Below are 1,398 nucleotides of genomic sequence, written 5' to 3'. Positions count from 1 at the left end.
CGGCCGTTCACGTCCGCGCCGGCCGTCAGCAGCGCGCCGGCCACCTCGACGCGGTCCCACGCGGCGGCCGCGCACAGCGGCAGCCCTTCTTCGCTCGCACTATTGGGATCGGCGCCGCCGGCGAGCAGCTTGCCCACTGTCTCCAACTCGCCGTTCAACGCCGCGCGGTAGAGCTGTTCCTCATGCATGACAGGGACCCTAACCTGGTCCGGCCGCGCCCCGGGCCATGTCAGGGCCCCGTGTCATCGCTTGGTACGCGCCAAAGCCCCGTCCAGGTTCAAACACCTACAAGGGATGACACGTTTTTCCTACCGGGGGAGGAGCTTCAATCCCGGCCAAACGCGATATGTTGCGAGTATGACTGATCCAGGTGAGCTCCGCGCGTCGGACGCCGAGCGCGAGGCCGTCGTCGAGCAGCTCCGTGTCGCCTCGGTCGAAGGCAGGCTCACGCTCGCCGAGCTGACCGACCGCACGGAGGCCGCCTATACCGCGACCACGCACGCGGAGCTGGCCCTGCTCACCCAGGACCTGCCGTCCGGAGCCATGCCCGCCCCCGTCCCCGTTCCCGTGCAGCACGAGGGCAGGAAGCGGCGGTGGTTCGTGGGTGTCATGGGCGACACCAAGCGGCGCGGCACCTGGCGGATCGACCAGGAGCTGGGCGCGGTCGCCGTGATGGGCGACGTGCTGCTCGACCTGCGCGAGGCCGAGGTGCGCACCGACATGGTGGACATCACCGCCGTCTCCGTGATGGGCGACGTGAAGATCATCGTGCCCGACGGCGTGAACGTGGACCTCGACGGCATGGCCGTCATGGGCGACAAGAAGGTGGACGTCCTGGAGGCGGCCCCCGGCATGAACGTCCCCGTGGTGCGCGTGCGCGCGTACGCGGTGATGGGCGACGTCAAGGTGATCGGCGACTCGCGGGCGCAGCCGCTGCAGCGCGGGTTCGCGGCCTGGCGCGAGCACTGGCGGCGCCTGCACGGCGAGGACTGGCGGGCCCTGGGCAGGCAGATGCGCCGCGAGGGCCGCGAGCTCGGCAGGCAGCTCCGCGACGAGCGTCGCGACCTGAGAAGGGGCTACTGAGAGGGCTCAGCCGACCAAGGACACAGGCTGCCGATAGGCAGACTCGTAACGTTCCAGGAGCACGTCCACCAGCTCGGGCGCCGGGCCGAGCACGTCCGACACCACCGTGGCGCCCGCTTCGAGGGTGCTCCGCCGTACCTTGTCCGCGAAATAGCCGGGCGCCAGCAGATACGGCGCGACGGCCACCCTCGGGGCGCCCGCCCGTCTGAGCGCGGCGACCGCCTCGGCGGGGGAGGGGGCTGCGGCCGAGGCATAGGCGGCGGACACCGTCCACCAGCCGGAACGCCGCCACGCGCGCGCCAGCTCCGCGATCAC

At 71.3% G+C, this 1,398-nt stretch carries 2 protein-coding genes and 1 pseudogene; 1 reads left to right on the top strand and 2 read right to left on the bottom strand.

The window, feature by feature from the left end; translation table 11 throughout:
- A pseudogene (locus tag AB0J09_RS64750) lies at positions 1-188 on the bottom strand (ankryin); the annotation flags it as partial.
- Between the two features lie 169 nt (positions 189-357).
- Between AB0J09_RS64750 and AB0J09_RS64745 the strand changes: the two are divergent.
- Positions 358-1,083 (top strand): DUF1707 domain-containing protein, encoded by a 726-nt coding sequence (locus AB0J09_RS64745; RefSeq protein ID WP_360714429.1) that lies wholly within the window; start codon positions 358-360, stop codon positions 1,081-1,083.
- A gap of 6 nt (positions 1,084-1,089) precedes the next feature.
- Here the strand turns inward: AB0J09_RS64745 and AB0J09_RS64740 are convergent.
- The coding region (locus AB0J09_RS64740; RefSeq protein WP_360714427.1) for a CbiX/SirB N-terminal domain-containing protein at positions 1,090-1,398 on the bottom strand (309 nt) is incomplete at its 5' end.

This window comes from Nonomuraea sp. NPDC049784, assembly GCF_040659615.1.
Classification (GTDB): domain Bacteria; phylum Actinomycetota; class Actinomycetes; order Streptosporangiales; family Streptosporangiaceae; genus Nonomuraea.
Note: the sequence above shows the minus strand (reverse complement) of the source record. Positions and strands in the feature narration are given on the sequence as shown.

Coding starts and splice junctions, on each gene's coding strand:
- AB0J09_RS64745 (WP_360714429.1), top strand. CDS start 358: ATGACTGATCCAGGTGAGCTCCGCGCGTCGGACGCCGAGCGCGAGGCC.